The organism is Haloplanus sp. GDY1 (assembly GCF_023703775.1).
GTDB lineage: Archaea > Halobacteriota > Halobacteria > Halobacteriales > Haloferacaceae > Haloplanus > Haloplanus halophilus.
The window spans coordinates 40,926-57,292 of sequence record NZ_CP098517.1 but is presented as its reverse complement, the minus strand read 5'-3'; the positions used below and the strand labels follow the sequence as shown (position 1 = coordinate 57,292).

19 protein-coding genes are annotated in these 16,367 nt (G+C 59.5%); 4 read left to right on the top strand and 15 right to left on the bottom strand.

Annotated elements, in window-relative coordinates; genetic code table 11:
• Positions 1-157 precede the first annotated feature (157 nt).
• Positions 158-499, top strand: a complete 342-nt coding sequence (locus tag NBT67_RS17795; protein WP_251344676.1) for a hypothetical protein — start codon at positions 158-160, stop codon at positions 497-499.
• An 87-nt stretch (positions 500-586) separates the two neighbouring features.
• On the opposite strand, the gene NBT67_RS17790 is transcribed toward NBT67_RS17795, so the two are convergent.
• Entirely contained in the window at positions 587-1,159 is a 573-nt protein-coding gene (locus NBT67_RS17790; RefSeq protein ID WP_251344675.1) for a hypothetical protein, read from the bottom strand.
• 207 nt (positions 1,160-1,366) lie between these two features.
• Here NBT67_RS17790 and NBT67_RS17785 point away from each other — a divergent pair, with 207 nt between their 5' ends.
• On the top strand, positions 1,367-2,230 hold the full coding sequence (locus NBT67_RS17785; protein WP_251344674.1) for a hypothetical protein: 864 nt from the start codon (positions 1,367-1,369) through the stop codon (positions 2,228-2,230).
• Between the two features lie 22 nt (positions 2,231-2,252).
• On the opposite strand, the gene NBT67_RS17780 is transcribed toward NBT67_RS17785, so the two are convergent.
• From NBT67_RS17780 to NBT67_RS17745, 8 genes are all read right to left on the bottom strand, one after another.
• The gene (locus tag NBT67_RS17780) at positions 2,253-2,648 is read right to left on the bottom strand and encodes a DUF7567 family protein (protein WP_251344673.1); all 396 of its coding nucleotides are present in this window, start codon (positions 2,646-2,648) and stop codon (positions 2,253-2,255) included.
• 73 nt (positions 2,649-2,721) lie between these two features.
• Entirely contained in the window at positions 2,722-3,087 is a 366-nt protein-coding gene (locus tag NBT67_RS17775) for a DUF7568 family protein (protein WP_251344672.1), read from the bottom strand.
• Positions 3,088-3,089: 2 nt separating this feature from the next.
• Complete coding sequence (locus tag NBT67_RS17770; protein ID WP_251344671.1) at positions 3,090-3,581, bottom strand: DUF7995 family protein; 492 nt, start codon at positions 3,579-3,581, stop codon at positions 3,090-3,092.
• 106 nt (positions 3,582-3,687) lie between these two features.
• A complete protein-coding gene (locus NBT67_RS17765; RefSeq protein ID WP_020221063.1) occupies positions 3,688-4,110 on the bottom strand; it encodes a DUF8025 family protein in 423 nt (140 codons plus the stop codon).
• A 121-nt stretch (positions 4,111-4,231) separates the two neighbouring features.
• The gene (locus NBT67_RS17760; RefSeq protein ID WP_251344735.1) at positions 4,232-6,604 is read right to left on the bottom strand and encodes a heavy metal translocating P-type ATPase; all 2,373 of its coding nucleotides are present in this window, start codon (positions 6,602-6,604) and stop codon (positions 4,232-4,234) included.
• Between the two features lie 60 nt (positions 6,605-6,664).
• Positions 6,665-7,411, bottom strand: a complete 747-nt coding sequence (locus tag NBT67_RS17755) for a helix-turn-helix domain-containing protein (protein WP_050051691.1) — start codon at positions 7,409-7,411, stop codon at positions 6,665-6,667.
• Between the two features lie 61 nt (positions 7,412-7,472).
• Positions 7,473-7,757: a DUF7967 family protein gene (locus NBT67_RS17750; protein WP_006183450.1), complete on the bottom strand. Its 285-nt coding sequence runs from the start codon at positions 7,755-7,757 to the stop codon at positions 7,473-7,475.
• 37 nt (positions 7,758-7,794) lie between these two features.
• Entirely contained in the window at positions 7,795-8,457 is a 663-nt protein-coding gene (locus NBT67_RS17745) for a DUF6735 family protein (RefSeq protein ID WP_251344734.1), read from the bottom strand.
• A gap of 149 nt (positions 8,458-8,606) precedes the next feature.
• Here NBT67_RS17745 and NBT67_RS17740 point away from each other — a divergent pair, with 149 nt between their 5' ends.
• Entirely contained in the window at positions 8,607-9,989 is a 1,383-nt protein-coding gene (locus NBT67_RS17740; protein WP_020931526.1) for a hypothetical protein, read from the top strand.
• Positions 9,990-10,147: 158 nt separating this feature from the next.
• On the opposite strand, the gene NBT67_RS17735 is transcribed toward NBT67_RS17740, so the two are convergent.
• From NBT67_RS17735 to NBT67_RS17730, 3 genes are all read right to left on the bottom strand, one after another.
• Positions 10,148-11,863: a zinc ribbon domain-containing protein gene (locus NBT67_RS17735; protein ID WP_251344733.1), complete on the bottom strand. Its 1,716-nt coding sequence runs from the start codon at positions 11,861-11,863 to the stop codon at positions 10,148-10,150.
• A gap of 187 nt (positions 11,864-12,050) precedes the next feature.
• Positions 12,051-12,239, bottom strand: coding sequence for a DUF8012 family protein (locus NBT67_RS18290; RefSeq protein WP_008526032.1), 189 nt, complete (start codon positions 12,237-12,239; stop codon positions 12,051-12,053).
• Positions 12,240-12,351: 112 nt separating this feature from the next.
• Positions 12,352-13,248 carry a biosurfactant protein 1 gene (locus NBT67_RS17730; RefSeq protein WP_251344732.1) on the bottom strand — a complete coding sequence of 299 codons (897 nt, stop codon included), beginning with the start codon at positions 13,246-13,248 and terminating at the stop codon, positions 12,352-12,354.
• A gap of 136 nt (positions 13,249-13,384) precedes the next feature.
• Between NBT67_RS17730 and NBT67_RS17725 the strand changes: the two genes are divergently transcribed.
• Positions 13,385-13,936 carry a DUF7342 family protein gene (locus tag NBT67_RS17725; protein ID WP_251344731.1) on the top strand — a complete coding sequence of 184 codons (552 nt, stop codon included), beginning with the start codon at positions 13,385-13,387 and terminating at the stop codon, positions 13,934-13,936.
• Positions 13,937-14,016: 80 nt separating this feature from the next.
• Here the strand turns inward: NBT67_RS17725 and NBT67_RS17720 are convergent, their stop codons facing one another.
• The 3 genes from NBT67_RS17720 to NBT67_RS17710 all read right to left on the bottom strand — a co-directional run bounded on the left by NBT67_RS17720 (position 14,017) and on the right by NBT67_RS17710 (position 16,256).
• Positions 14,017-14,154: a hypothetical protein gene (locus tag NBT67_RS17720; protein WP_251344730.1), complete on the bottom strand. Its 138-nt coding sequence runs from the start codon at positions 14,152-14,154 to the stop codon at positions 14,017-14,019.
• A gap of 2 nt (positions 14,155-14,156) precedes the next feature.
• Positions 14,157-14,639 carry a type II toxin-antitoxin system death-on-curing family toxin gene (locus tag NBT67_RS17715; protein WP_425498961.1) on the bottom strand — a complete coding sequence of 161 codons (483 nt, stop codon included), beginning with the start codon at positions 14,637-14,639 and terminating at the stop codon, positions 14,157-14,159.
• 180 nt (positions 14,640-14,819) lie between these two features.
• A complete protein-coding gene (locus NBT67_RS17710; protein WP_251344729.1) occupies positions 14,820-16,256 on the bottom strand; it encodes a PAS domain S-box protein in 1,437 nt (478 codons plus the stop codon).
• Positions 16,257-16,367 lie beyond the last annotated feature (111 nt).

Sequence of the window (16,367 nt, the reverse complement as noted above, 5' to 3'; positions counted from 1 at the left end):
CCACGTAATCCATACTGGACCAATCGGACTTATCGATTAAAACGGGTATTGTTCTCTGTTGTCCTGGCAATGGTCTGTTCTGAGCGCAAACACCTCGTTCTGATACGACCCTTCGTTCCCCCTGTCAATTTTATCGAGCAACGACTATTCTACAGGTATGCCTTCCAATCAGGTCGGAGATGAGTGGAGCGTCGAGTGGATGACGCCCAAGCCGAACAGCGATGAATTCCTCGATAACTTGGTGCTGAACCCGGAACAAGCAGCTGAATACGGGGACGACCTCGTAATGGCTCTGCGTGTGGACGACGAAATACTTCGAGAGCGGGGATTAGACCCTAAAGAACCGTTTGGCTGGAAAGTCGAAAACGGTGAGCTCCTGATGAAACAAATTTCTCGTCAAGCGTTTGAATGGGTCGCGGAAAGCGACCGAGAGGATTCACTCTATGCACAGCAGGTATTGGATTCTCGAGCTCGAAGGCGGATTCGCAACTCTCAGTAGCAATCTGCAAATCATTCGTTCCGAAGAATCCTATACTGGGTGCTCCTTCTCTTCAGCACTCGAACCTTGGGAGTGTCCAATTAACGATTAGCTTGGTTGAGCTAGTAGTTCGTCGACGGCGGCCGAGAGCGGTCCTTCAAACTGCCAGCTAGCCCGATCGAAGGCTTCCTCGGTCGGACCATCCCAGCGCGGGAAGGCGGAGTGACCGCTCACTTTGACCGTCCACTCGGACGGCTCCTCGAACGGGTTCCGGGTCGGGAGTTCAACGACGTAGAGGTACTCTTCGTCGCCGTGGATGCCGTCGGCTGGGTTCTCGACGCCGTGTCCGAGCAGGAACATCGGCTGGTCGAGGTGCTCCATATTGTCCGGGTCGAGGAGATCCGAGGGTTGGTCAGCGTGGATGCTCCGGTCACGTCCTTCATCCACGTAGAGGGTCATCGTCGAAAGTGTGTCGAGGAACAGGAACTGGGCAGCGGCGTATGCAGGCCCGCGCTCTGTTCGTGTCTCGTCGAGCAGCTGCTTCAGCTGATTAAGGTCACGGAGGACGCTGTCGGGATACCCGTCCGAGTGGCGGTAGATTTGTGCGATGCGGTCGGTATCGGACTGTTCGTCTGCGGGCTCGCTCCGTTGGATGAATCGGAGTTGACTTCGTGTCGACATCGATCACCGCCGACGCCTGTGCGCCGGCACCCATCGCCGGCGCAGAAACAACTTCTCCTGAATCGAGTGGAGTCGCTGGAATCTCGCCGAATGGCTGTCACTGGACAACTTAAACCCGGTTAAAAATGGATTCCGAAATTCGCAAGATGGCAGTCGGGCGGGGTCCTTGCTCGGAAACTGATACTGTTCCAGCCCAAAGGTATGCGTATGTCATCGGAGTCCGAGAGGAGCTCACCGCTCCCCGATCCGGATGAGATTGCCAGGCGGGCCGAACGGCAGCGTAGTCTGTACGAGGAAGCCGCCGAGAATCCAGACCGGGTGGTGCCAGCGATGTTCATTGAGGACTGCGCCCGGTGCGAAACGCTCGCCGACAAGCGGCGTCGTGAGGGCTTCTATAAACACTTCTATCGGACACTCCCTGACCGAGCGACGGCGGAGCTGTCCAGCGACGATCTCCCCGAGGAGATTCAGTCTGCTGCGCCCGTCCATCGTGCAATCGATGATACAACTCTCGAGGATGAGAGCGCCGACGTGGCTTCCGTCTCGGAGCTGTGGGAGCAGATCGGTACTGGTGAGCACCCGGGCAAGCTGTGTCAAGCTCCGCTGGTCCACTACATCGACCGTGAGGACTGCTATATCCACGCAGAACCAACGCGAGTCGGCTTCAGCTATGGTCTCCCCGTGTTCGTGTACAAACGCCGGCAATCGGACAACCACTACGGAGTCTTCTTCTCCAGTGAGAAGGCGTATCTGTGGCTCTGTGGGTGGATTCTGCACGCCAACGGATTCTTCGACCCGAAAGAGTTCATCCCATCACTCTACTTCTTGAAGGCCTCGGACCCATCCACAGTTGCTCCTGAGCTGGTGTCCAAAACAGAAGATCTCGTGTTTCGTAACGGATTCCCCGGCGTAGACGCGCCCGAAATCACAGACCTGCCGGACGGGGTCAATCTGTACCAATTCCCGTACAGAAAGGACACGTATGCGGATCAGTTTGCTCGATGGCGCCGCCTCTACTTCAGCGAGCGAACCCCTCGTGGATGTGGAGACTGCGACGTGTGTCGGGCGTAAATTCACCACCCTAACGCGTGCTCTACGCTAGGTGCGACACCTCTGATGGTTCTTCGACGTCGTCGAACTCGCCGCGCTCGACAGGTTCCCAGTCCTCACCCGGCTCTGGACTCCACCAGTCGACCTTGTAGGCGCCCGGTGCGCCGAGGATCTTCACGCGGGCCGACCCATCAGGCAGGTCGCGACGCAGTTTCTCGTCGACGTGGAGGTTCCAGGTCGTGGTTGTATCGAAGCAGGCGAGCACGGCCTCCTCGTAACCGCGTGTTTCTCGGGATTCTTGGAGTTCGACCTGGGTGTTGCAGTTCTTGCAGAACACCCCCTCGAAGGGGATGTGAGTGAAGACCTCCTGCCCGCAGACGGGACACCAGAGGAACTCGAACAGTGCCTCACTGTGTCGATCTAGTACTTCGAGGGTCATTGGTTGACTCACCCGGTCGTACCGGGCCACCACCTCGTGCCCGGCCGAAAAACAGCGCCCAGCGCTCACCCACTCACCGCTCGGCGCCGTAGACGATGCGAGAGGGGGCTTCGTACCCACAGTCGGGGCAGTCGTACCACCGCTGGACTTTCGCCCCGTCTGCCGCCTTCTCGCCGACGCGAACGTCGTCGTTCGGACACTCCGGGCAGTTGAGGTCCGGTGCGGGCCGCTCCCGGAGCTCGTCACGGAACGATGTCGCATCCTTCGTCTCGTATCCCCGCGACCAGACCGGGTAGCCGCCGACGAGAATCCCCCCGCGCCACTTGTACCGGTAGGAGTCCGGCGCACGATGCAGCACGGCTCGCGCACCGGTCTCGGTGTTCCGATACGCGAGTGTCGGCGAGCGGCTCTCGCGTCGCCAATTGGTGATGGGAGGCATTATCAGAAGTGGACGTCAGCGGGTACGATCCAGAGCTCTTCACTCTCCTCGAGGAGTCGGTCCAGTTGTCCACGGTGGCGAATGCCGGTTCCGTGTTCGGTGTACAGGAAGATCGTCGGGCCGTCGTACGCACCGACCTGGTGGAAGGCGTGTCGGGCGAGGTCCTCGTCGCGCATGATCTCCTCGTCGGAGAGCTCGTCGATGGCCTCCTTCACCCGGTCGAGATTACGCTCGAATTCCTCCTTCGTCGCCTCCCAGCCACGCTCGAGCAGGTCCTGGCCGTCATCGGAGTCGACGGGGGCTGCCGTCGGCAACTCCCCCCATCGTGCCTTCCCCGCAACGGACGTGTCCTCCCCGTCGAAGGTCACATAGTAATCGAAGACGGCGCTGGCGTGTGGGTCCGCGCCGACCAGGCGGTCGAACACCGAATTTCCGGTGGCCAGTGCGTCGTCGTGGGTCGATTCTTCTACCAGAGCGTAAATTACCATGTGCATCTCGAACACCTCGAAACGCCGACGCACCGGGAGTGATTGCTCGCTCGCTCCAGCTGCGCCGGCACCCATCGCCGGCGCTCGAAAAACCTGATCTAGCGGTCGATTTTTAGGACTCGTTCGCTCGGTCGACTGTGATGGTTAGATCGCCCGACGCGTAGTCGGCCTCGAAGTCGACCGCGAACGCGTCCGCCTCGTAGGCGGCGTGGTAGGCGCGGTGGCGTTCGAGCGAGCCTGTCGCCTTGAAGTGGAAGAACGCAGCCGACGTGTAGGGCTTACTCTGCGTCTCGATTTGCGTTTCGACTGACGCCGGAAGTGCGATCTGTGGCGTGTCGGTGTCAACACTCGCAGCGAACTCCTTTGCCTCCTTGACGGTCGCCTGCGAATGGGCGGGCGTCTCACCGGTTACCACGTTCATCGGCGTCTCCGTGTCGTCGGTGAACAGGACATCGTGGAAGGTGCGCGTCCCGAGGACTGCGTCAGGACCTAACTCGCAATCGTGGAATGGATCGTCGTCTGGATTCTCGGGCATCAAATCACGAGCCCACGGTGGGGCTCAGTCCTTTCTGCCCCAGACAAACCACAACTTGTCTCGATGTAGCGGAGGTAAGTCCCGAAAAAAGAGCGTCCTGCCCGCACTTCCCGCCGCAGAATCAGGCGTCGATGATTCGATCGGGCTCAATCCGGGACAACCGCATCGCGTTCCCGGTGACGCCGAGGCTCATCCCCATATCTCCGACAACGACTGCCAGCGCAACGCTGACCAGGCCCAGCGGCACGCCTAGCGCGAGTAGGAGCTTCACGCCGAGGCTGGCCCAGATGTTTTGCCGGATCACACCGTTGGCCGTATGCGACAGATCGTACAGGTACGGGAGTTTCCCGATGTCGTCGCCCATCAACGCAATATCAGCCGTTTCGAGGGCGGTGTCGGTGCCCGCCGCGCCCATCGCGATGCCGACCTCCGCAGTGGCGAGCGCGGGGGCGTCATTGATGCCGTCGCCGACCATCGCAACCTCCCCGTACTCCGCCTGTAACTCTTCGACTGCGTCGACCTTCTCGTCGGGCAGGAGTTCGGCGCGATACTCATCGACACCGACCTGCTCGGCGATGGCGCGGGCGGTGCCCTCGTTGTCGCCGGTCAGCATCACCACGCGCTCGACGCCCAGCTCGTGTAGGCGTTCGACAGCCCGCTTCGAGGCCGGGCGAACCTCGTCGGCGATGGCGATCGCACCCAGCAGTTCCGACTCCGTCCCGACGATGACGACCGTCTTGCCCTCCCGCTCGAGCGCGGAGAGTGCATTCTCGGCAAACGCCCCGTCGTCGGACTCTGACGACTCTTCCGCTACGACGCCGCCGTCCGTCTCGCGGCGTGCTCGAGCGAGGTCGAAGCCCAGCTCCTCGAAGAGCGCGGGCTTGCCCGCATAGTACGTCTTGCCGTCGATCTCGCCCCGGATGCCCTTCCCCGTGAGGCTCTCGAAACTCGTCGCATCGGGCAGATTACCCACGCCCGTCTCCTCAGCACGGGCGAGAATGGCCGCAGCGATGGGGTGCTCACTGCGACGCTCCAGTCCGGCGGCGCGACGGAGCAGATCGTCCTCCGTGGTGTCACCGACCGGGACGACATCGGTGACGGCGAGTTCGCCCTTCGTGAGCGTCCCCGTCTTGTCGAGCGCGACGGCATCGACTTCGCCCATCGCCTCGAGGTAGTTGCCGCCCTTGATCAGGACGCCGTTCTTCGCGGCGCTCGTAATTCCCGACACCACCGAGACGGGCGTCGAGATGACGAACGCACAGGGACAGGCGATCACCAGCAGGGTGAGCCCCCGGATGAACCACGTCTGCCAGTCGCTCGCGAAGGTGAACCCGTACCCGGCCAGGTCGACCGAGATGGGGTCGGCGATGACCAGCGGCGGGATTGCGGCGGTCAGGATTGCCAGCACGACGACGAGGGGTGTGTAGTAGCCGGAGAAGCGGTCGACGAACTGCTCAGACTCGGTCTTCTTCGCCTGTGCGCCCTGGACCATCTCGATGATGCGCGAGAGCGTCGAATCGCCAGCGGTTGAGGTGACCTCTACCTCGAGGTACCCCTCTTCGTTGATCGCGCCGGCGTAGACCTCGTCGCCCGTCTGCTTGTCGACGGGGACGCTCTCGCCCGTGATCGGCGACTGGTCGACTGCACTCCCGCCTTCGATAACCGTTCCGTCGAGCGGAATCTTGTCGCCGGGGCGGACGACGACGGTCTCGCCAACGTCGACCTCCTCGGCGGGAACGTTCACTTCCTCACCGTCGCGAAGGACGGTCGCCTCGTCGGGCGAGAGTTCCATCAGCTCGCGCAGGGAGTCCCGTGCCCTGTCCATCGCGTAGTCCTCGAGCAGCTCGGCGATGCTAAATAGGACGGCCAGCGTCGCCGCCTCGACGAAGTAGCCGATACCGGTCGCCGCGATGATCGCCGTCCCCATCAGCAGGTCGATGTCGAGGCTTCGGTTCTTCGCGGAGTAGTACCCGCTACGGACGACCGGGATGCCGCTGGCGGCGACGGCGCCGAGGAACAGGACATCTGCGATGTGGAGCGGGTACTCGAGGACGCTCGCCACCGTGGCGTTCTGTCCGGTGAGGAGGAACTCAAAGAGGAGGCCGAGCGTGACGAACGCCGCGCCGAGCCACGTCTTCTTAGCGCGAGGACTCGTCCAGACCTCCGATGGTGGCGCGATGTCGACGCCATCGGCCGCCTGGTTGTCCTCATCATCGCCCTCGGCGTCCGAGCCCCCGACGACCTCGTAGCCGGCGCCTTCAATCGCCTTGACTACGTCGGCTTCGCTAGTTCGATCAGGGTCGTACGTGACGTTGGCCGTGCCGGTGGTCGGCTGGAGCGTGACGTCAGTAATGCCGTCGACACGCTGGAGGCTCTTGTTCACCTTTTGGGCGCAAGAGGGACAGTCCATCTCGGGAACGGCGAGGCGGGCGGTCAGCTCACGTCGCTGTCCGCCGCCGCTCGTTCCTCCTGCTGCGTCCGGATTCTCTGTCATCACGTCACGGTAGGAGCGGGAGTTCGATATGTCTTTGTTGGAATATTCCAACTACGGCCCTCAGTGGGATGCCAGCCGTTCTTCCGCTACCCGCTCGCCGGCGACATGTTGCTTCGCCAAATGTTCTTCCGCCCGACGGAGTCGGTAGGTGAGTGTTGACCGTGGCACGTCGAGATGCTCTGCGAGTTCTCCAACATCGACCTCGCGGGGTGATTCGTAGTAGCCGTGTTCGACGGCGGCCTGGAGAGCAGCCTCTTGGGCTGGAGGCAATCCACTTGGTGTTCCGTCGCTTCCCCTAGCTGATGTTGTGTCCGCTGTGCGGAGCATCTCCATCTGGGCGCACTCCCCGACGGCGACTTTGAGAGCGTCGAAGAACGCCGCCACGTCGCCATCGCCGGAGTGGATGAGTCGCCACGTGTAGTGGCGGCCCTCGTGACGAGTCTCGAACAGCACGCCGTCGCCGAGGTGGTCGCGAGCGATGTGGGGGACTGAGGCGCAGGTCGGAGTGCGCTCCCAATCTGAGTAGAGGATGAGCGCGTCGTCCGTGCGGTCGAGGACGCGGGTGGTCTGTGTGGCGTTGCAGTCCTCGGTGGCGAGACAGTCAGCGTAGTAGTCGCCGTTGAGAAAGGCGTCCTCGATGGCGTTGAGCGCCTCAGGCGTACCGGTGGCATGGTCGACCCGCCAGAGACGCTCGGCAGTGGCGTGCAGCGAGAGCGAGCGAACGCGAGCGTCGGGGTGGTCGGCGAGGGCGTCCGCCACCCTGTTGCAGCCGGGCTCGTATTCGAGAGCGAAGACGAGTTCGCGCATACCCCGTCTAAGGCCTGCTACGACATAACCCATGGCCTGCAGCGTTGTCGACCAGTAGATCTCAGATTACGTCGTCAGGGTCGTGAACTTCCTGCATTCGCTGTGCTTCGGCCGCGTATTGCTCCTGGAGGTCGGGGTCATCGACCATGCCAAGATTGCCGGGTTCAGCATCGACTGCTGCTGTCGTATCTCGGACGTCGGTGAAGGACGTGAGTGCGCGTTCCTTCCGATAGTACTGTTCTCCATCGGGTGTTGCGTAGGTGAGGATGATCAGGTTCTGCTCGTCATCGGAGTACGTCCGTTCGACAAGCCAAACACGAACGTCATCTTCAGACTGATTTGACATACTTAGACATCCCCCGATATCCACTAAGGGATTGGTGTTACGGCTTGCCGAGACTCGCTGTCTCGAAGGGTGATTCTCCGGTCGGAATGAGGAGCTCCTGTCGGTCTCCGACTCGCTCGGCCAGCTTCTGTTTCAGGTACTGTCTCGCCGTCGACGGCGTGAAGACGCCCTTGTCGAGCATGTCGCCAACGACGTCTTTGAGGGCCGCGAACTGTCCCTGCAGGTGGCCGTCGCCGACCGGCTCGCCGTCGTACCAGCGCACCGTCGCGAGCGCGCCGTTCCCGACCGTCTCTCCCTGTTCGACCGTCTCCGAGTCGTACTGGAGCCCGAACCACAGCGTCCGATAGGCGGTCGCCTCGAACGTCGTCGACACCACGAAGAACGCCTCGTGGTGGAGGTAGTCGAGATGGTCCGCGACGATCTCGTCGAGGGTGAGCCCGGTGGCGCGGGGTTTCGGCTCGACGACCGTCGACGGTCGATCCTCGCCAGCGAGGTAGCCGTCGACCGCATCTGCCTCAAGGCCATCGGCAAGCTCTGCGAGGAGCTGTTTCGCCCACTTGGAGTCGGTGTCGTCGCCACCGAACGGCGACTCAGCCGAAATTCGGTGCTTGAGCTTGAGGTTCGCTGCGCCCCAATGGCTGTAGTGGAGCGTGTACTGTCCGTCTGTGCGTTCGTACGCAACGAGTGCGCGGTGTCCCATCGAGCAATCACCTCACGGGGCGACCGCGACTGGATCGCCCCGCACCCCTCCCGGGGGAAGAAAAACAAACAGCTGTGACCGGTTCGAACAGCCTACTGGGTTAGTTCTGTCCCGGCGATTATTCATAGTCCTGTACTAATAGTGGGGCAATGTCATTAGAGTCGGAAGAAATTCACCAGCTGCTAGAATGGGCAATTGACTGGCAACACGATATCAGCCGTAATTCGACACCTGATGCGTTTGAAGCAAGCGAACGCTCGTCGTCACCGTGGGCTCGCCATCGTTCAAATTATGCGTTCGAGAAACTAGCACAGGAGACTTTCCCGCTCTATGACTTGGGAATTGCTCCATCTGATATAATGTCAGATGTGATGGGCATCATCCAAGACCTGGCATTCGAATCGGACGCTGAGGTAGACTGGGACGAATATCACTATCCCGTTGAGGAATCGATTGAAGAAGATGGACTGGTATCGACGTACGAGGCAAAAGTCAATCAGGTCATTGCTGAAATCGGGCAGGGTGAGCAACTGGAAACTATCTTCTATTTCCCGTTGAATATACAATGGGCTGGCTCTCCGCCAGAAATTGAGATTTTCGATATTACCTTCCAGCCAATCTCTGAGTCTGAATGGTCTGAGCAGCTTTCAGAATTTAGAAGGTATCCCGACACATTCGGAACTGGGACGGTGGAGTCGCTGTGTGAGGATACAGATTATAGCTATTGGACGACGACTATTCAGTCGAAAGGACGTAGCTATGCAGCGAATAAGCTCAATACTGCTCTGAATCTGTTGTGTGCGAAGATCAATCATACACTCTATTGTTGGGAAATTCAGCGATTGAGCGAGCGGGACCAGTCCTCGCCAGGGAACCCACGGTGGTCATGGATACAAGAACCGATGGCTGTCCTTACAGCTGGCACTGACCATCCATTAGAGGTCGCCATCACCAATAGGAGTTCACCTCGCACTGTGGACTTGGATTGGACTAATGGAGATCTGCCGGAGCGGTTTGAGGAGATCCCGTCCTTCAATTATGGCGCTGATGGACTTGCAGGGATATTCCAAGATGCTCTTTTAGAGTATCAGCGAGCAATGCTCGAGACAGAACGTCAGAATGCATTTTTCGGATTTTGGCGGTGTATTGAAGAACTCACATTAGCTGGGCACGGTGAAAAAAGCGAAATCGTTGACCGGGCGATGTGGGCATATAGTGTCAGTGCCAGTGAGGCCCACGAAATATTTTTCAAAACCATCACTGAGCAGCTCTATGACACACGGAACAAATGGGTCCACGAAGCAAACTGGGGGGACATCTGGGAAATCCATGAACGCGTGGCCAAGTACTTAGCTGATTCATTGATTCAATTATATATAGACGATTTCTATGGGCTGGATCAAAACGTGGTGGCAGAGGCCTTCCGATATGCCCGTATGGAAGAGCCCCAGCGAGAAAAGAAGCAACGCCAGGCCAAACAACGTCTGGAGGCACTAAATGAACTCAATAATATCGAGCAAGACTGTCCATAGTTGATTTGGCGGTTTACAGGTTGGGCAAGTAGTGTGCGAAGCTCTCCGGCGGAGTCCTGAGCTAGCGAAGGTCTCGGAGAACTTCGACCCTCGCGATTCCGATGTCGTGGTCCGTAAGGTCCTAAACTTTCGTAGACCTCAAAGTCATCGTAGCCGTTCTAATTTTCGGCAGGATTTGGAAGCACCTCGTGGGAATCGTTCGTGCTGACGAGCAAACACTGCCTCGTAATGCTCCCGCTGGGACACCGCAGTCCCGTCTTCCTGCTCTGATTTTGTTGCAGTCCTTCCTCTGCCCGGCTTCGTGTCGTAGTGAGGGACGAAGAACGGTACTCGGACAATCGGGTCTGACGGCCACTCGCCGGGTCCTGTTCACTGTTGGCCGCGGACTGAACGCCAGGCACCGACACGGTTTCTGAATCCTCCGTGCCGGCCTCAGAACGGACACGCTCGCAGGTGGGGCGTGATGGAAAGCTGGCGTGATTTCCCCGCGCCGTGTAGACACAGGGATTCGCCGTTTCCATCCGACTCCCAGAGAGGTGTTTTCGTCCGACATTGACCGCGCCGACCACATCTCGGTCGCACTCATACTCACAGCTGGGACAGTAGAAGTGGCCGCCGTTGCGTAACTCGGTGTGATCTGTCGGGGCCTTCACGGTCTTGCCGCGTTCGCCACATCGCGGACAGTAGCGTGATGTCCCCCAGGGATTCACCGTCTCGACGTCGAGCCCGAGGAGGTCACCCTTGTACCGGAGCCGCTCAAGTAACTTCCCATGGGCCCACGTCGAGATGCTCCATGCCGTCACGCCACCCGTCTCTTCGGCCTCAAACTGCCCTAGCGACTCGAGGACGATCGTCTCGCACTCGTGAACGGCCGCGAGCCACACCAGCTGATTTGCTACATCGTGCTGGATCTGGTCGCGGAGACGTCGCTCCTTCCGTCGCGTCCGGCGATATTCGCTGAGGAGGTGAGCGAACTGCTCGGTATGGCTCTTGCCCTGTTGGCGGAGTTCGGCAAGGCGGCTGTCTATGCCCTCGGCGTCGGCTTTCACTCGAAACAGTTTGTCCTTCGCGTGGTGGTCGACGAAGTTGGGTGGCGCGATCTGGGATTCATCTTTCCCGTCTTCAGATCCGTCTAACACAACCGCAGTTGCCTGCTTTTTCACGCCGAGGTCCACAGCGAGAACACGGTCGGAAGTGGTGTCTACGGAGGTCTCGGGAACATCCACTGGCACGTCCAGCGTATAGCCGTATTCGGAGGAATGCAGTGTCGGCGCTTTCAGCTCCCCTGCCTCAAGCATCTCGTTGAACCGTTGGTGGGCTGGGAACCGTATTTCGTGCTCTGTCCAGTCGGCATACGAGTTGGGCGATAGCGAATCCGGCGCCTTCAGCATCACCACGACTTCTCCGTCCGCGGCTTGGACCTCGTGGATGTCTCCACGACTGTCCGGGCCGAAGGGAACCGTGTCGTCGGGCTGGGGACAGTCGACGAGGTCCGTGTATGCTTCAGGAAATCGGCCATTCCGGTCGTAATGATTGTTTAGCTGCTCGACGACGGTTTCGATATTGCTCCACTGGATGTACGGTGAGTCTCCACTATCGAATAGGCGGCTTCGAAGCTGCTGCCATCCAACCCGCCTGATTTTTCGTTCCTCGACAGTTTCGACGATGAACTGGAAGGCACGGTACTTCTCACGATGAGCTTTTAGAATCCGAGTAACACGATGGTAGATACATCGCTTGAATCGGTTGTAGAGGTATGCGTCTATGTCCTCGAACGGCTCGTACTCGTCGTCTCGGACGTAGGTGTGGTCGTTGCTATCGCGGGACTGAATCGCTTCGAGGTGCCTGTCTCGCCAGTATTCTTCCTTGAGCAATCGACGGAGATGGCGTTGCCCGAGCTCTAGGATTCGGGAACAGGCAGCGTGATACTCTCGGGGAATATGGAATTGTTCAGTGAGGTGGGTCATTTGTTGGCCTCGTGGTTCTCTCCCCCGCACCCCTTCTGGGGGGCAATAAACAGCCTCAGGAGCGAGACATCCGGATTCATCGTTATACCGCCGCTCAGGACTCGATCTGTGTTCCGGCGTCCCCGCTGTCTTCCGGCTGGGAGAGCAGACTCACGTCTTGCAGGAGAGCTCTCGCTGCCTCTATCCGCTCCTGATCTGCGTTGTCGAGTCCGGCCGTCTCGATGCGTTTGAGATTGGTGAGTGAGCGATGCAGTCGATATCCGGGTGTGTTGCGTGGGTCCATTTGAAGCGCCTCGCCGATTCACGGCGCAGAGAAACCTCTCCGGCTGCGGGTAGCTGTCGGACGGGGCCTGCTCGTTAACCAACATTGGTGTGTTTCTGTGTCGCTATGTTGGTTAAGGCGAGTCCTGACCCGCTTTGCTGGGTCCGTAGCGAGCTGAGCCACACACCCGGCACTCCCAGATCGGTTGCCCCGTCCACGCTTCATCCGGGACCGACTCGTGGGTCTTGAACTGATGGTCGGTCGCCCGTCCACAGGTTTGACAGTCGAGTTCCTGCGTCGTCGGTACCGACGACACCTGGCGGTCAGCCGCAGCCTCGCCAGTAGATTCGGTCAGCGCCATCGCTGGAACCAGCCACACCGCGTCGTCGGCATCGTCGAGGACCGCGTCGAGACGCGACGCGTCGCGGATGCCGTCCCCACGCTGGTCGTAGAGCCGCGTCGGGGCCTGCTCCTGACGCTCCGACGCTCCCTGCCCGCGCCACCCAGTCCGGTCACGGGCGGCACTGAGAAGCCGCTCTCCCTCCGCTGACGACACCTGTACCGCGTCGGGGAGTGAGGGCCATTGCTCGACCAGCTGGCGCGCCGGTGCTTCGTCGAGATCGTAGATGAGGGTGTAGTTGTCGACGGCCGGCTCCGCCTCGTTGGCGGAGAGGAGGTTCGCCGCTGCGCCGCCCTTCGCGACGGCGCCGTAGAACGTGGTCGACTCGACGATCAGGTGGACGATACCGAGGAACGTCGTCGACGCTGTCTCGTTCGTGCTTGTGGCGTCACTCCCGAGATGGTTGGTGAGACAGAACCGGCATTTCGTCTGGCCGATCGGGACTGACGCCCCACAGGACCGACACTCGCCGTCGGCGGCCGTCGGCGCATCAGGGTAGCCACCAGCGCTCGTCGCGACGCGTTGCCGCCGGGGGGCACCCTCACAGCCGTCGTCCAGCCTCGTGTCCGGAATGTGGGACGCCTCGCCGGTCGGCCGCAGTTCCTCGAAGTCAGAATATCGGTTGTGCATCGGTTGGCTCATAGCTTCTGTCGGTATCGCATTTCAACGTCCGGAGGCCTTCGCTCGCAATATCCTCTCGATTATACGAGAGAGTACAAACATATATGGGAGTACAACGCGAACACTGTTGCAAGAGGTGCCAAGCATGTCCGAATCCCCGCGAGATGGCGTCCAGACGTGGGCTGAGTCGATGAGTGCCCGCGACCGTATTCGGGCGGTCGCCGAGACGCTTCGCGAACCGCGGTCGGTTAACTGGATCAGCGAGCAGGCCGACGCCGCCTGGAGTACGACCAACGAGGAACTCCAGGATCTCGTCGACCAAGGCCAGCTGCGTCGCGTCGAGGCCGGCGAGACCACGCGCTACCAGCCGAACTACACGCGACTGCTCTTCGAGGAGATCCGCACGCTCATCGAGGAAAACACCCGCGAGGAGTTGCGGAGCGAATTGGCCGCGATTACCAAGGAGATCGAGGAGTGGCAGGCGACCTACGACGTCGAGACGTGGGAAGACCTCGAACAGTCGCTTGCTGATGGGTCGCTCTCAAGTGCCAAACTTCAGGAACGCCGCGATGTCGTCACGCGCTGGGAGGAGAATCTGGAAGACCGGCGGCTCATCAAGCATGCGTTGGCACTCTACTCGGATGTCGAAGCCGCTCGCGAACAGATGACGGACTACAGCAGTTCCCGGCGGCGGTAGCGACGATCGCTGGAGGGCTGGAAGACCGATATCGCTCGGCTGGCCGGCGTAATGGTAGAGCCCGCAGCGAAGAGATAGTCCTACTCAGTCGCGAGTTCGTCGTAGATTTCCTCGTGCTCGTCGAGGTCCTGGCGGCCGAGGAACCGGATGAGGTACTGCCGTGCCTCCTCGGGGGACATCCCATCCGGAATCTCGGGCTGGTCACTTTCAGCGGCCATTCTTACTCCTCACTATGCGGGTCGTCATCATAATCGTTCGGTTCGTGGGATTCCTGGTCGACAGTGTCGTGGTCCGCCGGTAGCTGGTCTGTGTCTTCAATTCGTGCCAGCCACAGGTTGATGGTCGCCTCATATTCCGGCGCCAGTGGCTCTGTGTGCGCTCGTAGATACTCGATCACGTCGTCCGCATCGACACTGCCCTCATCTGTCGCGAGCGCCTTTAGGGTCTCTTTGACCTCCCGATCGTAGTCAAAGCGGCGGCCATTCAGCGCGTAGAAAATTCGGGTCGACATAAGGGCTGTTCGCTTGTTGCCGTCGACGAATGGATGATTCGCCGCGATGAGCCGCAACAGCTGAAATGCCTTCTCGTGGATCGATTCGGGAACCTGACCGAAATGGCCTTCCTGAATATGTTCAACGGTGTATTCAATATCGCCTGGTGAGGCGACACCAGCGGTTGTCTCCGCATTTGACTCCACGATCAACTCGTGGATGTCACGGATATCAGCAGCCGACAAATAGCTGATTGACTGGCCTTGTTGAAATCCTCAGTCGGTGATAGGTTTTAGGGATCCTGCTGAATACATAGCGAGCACCTCATACACGCTACCATCGATTAACTACCGCACTGTTCGATGCATAGGTGACAGACCTTGTCTAAGCACTCACGCGAAGTCTTTCTGCTTCGCCATCTCAATCTCAAACCGCACTCCACCATCGGTTCCATCGGTTATAGACAATTCCCAGCCATGGGCTTCCACAATCCGTTTTACGATGGTCAACCCGAAACCAGTCCCACCCCGTGCTGACGAATGACCAGGCTCGAACACTTCGTCACGCTTTTCGACTGGAATTCCTGGCCCATCGTCTTCAACATAGATTCCCTGTTCATCGTGACAACCCACACGGACGGTCACGTCGGACCCACCGTGTTCAACAGCGTTGCGGAACAAGTTCTCGAACACGTGCCGTAGCCGATCGGGATCACCTTCGAAAGTCATCTCATCGACGATCTCGATATTTGCGTCCTCCGTGTCTACTGTCCCCCAGCACTTCCCGACGAGGTCAGTCAGGCTGACCGACTCGGTTTCGCTAATCGTGTCGCCCTGACGAGCAAGCGTCAACGTGTCCTCAACGATTGCCTCCATCCGGTCGAGCGCTCGGACAAGTGGCTTGAGATGATCACTTTCGACCTGCTCGTCGAGGAGCGTTGCACGACCTTGTGCGACATTGAGCGGGTTCCGCAAATCGTGGGAAACAACACTTGCAAACTCTTCGAGGCGCTCGTTCTGCTGACGTAATTGTCGCTCTCGTTCGACGCGTTCAGTCACGTTCCGAGTGACCCCGATCAGGCGCGTGATTTCACCGTCATTGACCACCGGCGCGAGTTTCGTCTGCCAGAAACGTGCTCCCTCATCTACCCGGAGCTCCTCTTGATACGAGATAGGCTCGCCGGCGTTGACACAGCGGTGGTAGTTCGCTTCTAACTCAGCCCCCTGCTCCTCGCCGAACACATCACGCGGTGTCTGGCCCTGTACGTCCTCTGTTATAATTCCGGTTTGCCGCTCGTAGGAGGGACTGAGGCGTTCGAATTCAAATCGGACACTCTCCTCTCGTTTTTCGACGTTGATGAGAAAGATGGCATCCTCGACGTTGTTCAACAGGGCTTCGTACTCTTCGGCAAGTTCCCGGGCTTCGGCCTCGTACTCCTTTCGCTCCGTGATATCCCGACTGCTAAGGAGGATCCCATCGATGATGTCGTCGTCAAGTCGATTCCGCATTGTGGCTTCGATCCAGCGCCACGAGCCGTCGGCGTGGCGGAACCGGACCTCGACAGTCTCGGATTCAGATGGGTCCGAGAGAACTGCCTCCAGCGCGTCGGCGTTTCGTTCTCGGTCCTCGGGATGGACAAACTCGTATCCTTCATGACCAATCAAGTCGTCGGGGTCGTAGCCGAGCACCCGTGTGACAGCCGGACTGACGTAGGTTATCGTCCCGTCGGGATCAACGACTGTTGCGAGATCATTCACCTCCTCAACGAGCGTCCGATACCAGTCAGCCCCGTGTTTATCCTTCTCTCGGGGCGTCGTATCTTCTTCCATTAGTCGTAATGTGGCCAGTACCCATGTATGTATTTTGAACCCGGGTTTTCTCTCCAATAGAAGAGATCTCTGTATCGGTCACACCGCTACTGACGGAGATCAGTGAGTTTC

Coding starts and splice junctions, on each gene's coding strand:
- NBT67_RS17790 (WP_251344675.1), bottom strand. CDS start 1,159: ATGTCGACACGAAGTCAACTCCGATTCATCCAACGGAGCGAGCCCGCA.
- NBT67_RS17785 (WP_251344674.1), top strand. CDS start 1,367: ATGTCATCGGAGTCCGAGAGGAGCTCACCGCTCCCCGATCCGGATGAG.
- NBT67_RS17745 (WP_251344734.1), bottom strand. CDS start 8,457: ATGGGACACCGCGCACTCGTTGCGTACGAACGCACAGACGGACAGTAC.
- NBT67_RS17760 (WP_251344735.1), bottom strand. CDS start 6,604: ATGACAGAGAATCCGGACGCAGCAGGAGGAACGAGCGGCGGCGGACAG.
- NBT67_RS18290 (WP_008526032.1), bottom strand. CDS start 12,239: ATGGACCCACGCAACACACCCGGATATCGACTGCATCGCTCACTCACC.
- NBT67_RS17730 (WP_251344732.1), bottom strand. CDS start 13,248: ATGCACAACCGATATTCTGACTTCGAGGAACTGCGGCCGACCGGCGAG.
- NBT67_RS17770 (WP_251344671.1), bottom strand. CDS start 3,581: ATGCACATGGTAATTTACGCTCTGGTAGAAGAATCGACCCACGACGAC.
- NBT67_RS17740 (WP_020931526.1), top strand. CDS start 8,607: ATGTCATTAGAGTCGGAAGAAATTCACCAGCTGCTAGAATGGGCAATT.
- NBT67_RS17725 (WP_251344731.1), top strand. CDS start 13,385: ATGTCCGAATCCCCGCGAGATGGCGTCCAGACGTGGGCTGAGTCGATG.
- NBT67_RS17750 (WP_006183450.1), bottom strand. CDS start 7,757: ATGTCAAATCAGTCTGAAGATGACGTTCGTGTTTGGCTTGTCGAACGG.
- NBT67_RS17765 (WP_020221063.1), bottom strand. CDS start 4,110: ATGCCCGAGAATCCAGACGACGATCCATTCCACGATTGCGAGTTAGGT.
- NBT67_RS17795 (WP_251344676.1), top strand. CDS start 158: ATGCCTTCCAATCAGGTCGGAGATGAGTGGAGCGTCGAGTGGATGACG.
- NBT67_RS17780 (WP_251344673.1), bottom strand. CDS start 2,648: ATGACCCTCGAAGTACTAGATCGACACAGTGAGGCACTGTTCGAGTTC.
- NBT67_RS17755 (WP_050051691.1), bottom strand. CDS start 7,411: ATGCGCGAACTCGTCTTCGCTCTCGAATACGAGCCCGGCTGCAACAGG.
- NBT67_RS17710 (WP_251344729.1), bottom strand. CDS start 16,256: ATGGAAGAAGATACGACGCCCCGAGAGAAGGATAAACACGGGGCTGAC.
- NBT67_RS17775 (WP_251344672.1), bottom strand. CDS start 3,087: ATGCCTCCCATCACCAATTGGCGACGCGAGAGCCGCTCGCCGACACTC.
- NBT67_RS17720 (WP_251344730.1), bottom strand. CDS start 14,154: ATGGCCGCTGAAAGTGACCAGCCCGAGATTCCGGATGGGATGTCCCCC.